Genomic DNA, 259 nt, shown 5'->3' on the forward strand with positions numbered 1-259 from the left:
GCCCCGGCCGGATCACACCTGGGTGATGGATTTCACCTACTGCCGGACGTGGGCGGGATGGGTATACGTCGCGTTCATCGTCGACGTCTACTCGCAACGCATCGTCGCCTGGCATGCGCAGACCACCAAGCACGTCGAGCTCGTGATGATCCCGTTGCGGATGGGACTCTGGGAACGTGGCCGGCAAGGCCACCCGATCCTCCCGGATCAGCTGCGGGCGCATTCCGATGCCGGGTCTCAATACGTCTCGCTGGCCTAC

The 259-nt window shown here is 64.1% G+C and carries 1 protein-coding gene; it reads left to right on the forward strand.

Features of this window, described 5'->3' with window-relative positions; all coding sequences use genetic code 11:
• On the forward strand, window positions 1–259 hold a 259-nt coding region (locus tag MIC448_RS11190), incomplete at both ends, for a DDE-type integrase/transposase/recombinase (protein WP_036299611.1).

It is taken from the genome of Microbacterium sp. C448 (genome assembly GCF_000582705.2).
Classification (GTDB): domain Bacteria; phylum Actinomycetota; class Actinomycetes; order Actinomycetales; family Microbacteriaceae; genus Microbacterium; species Microbacterium lacus_A.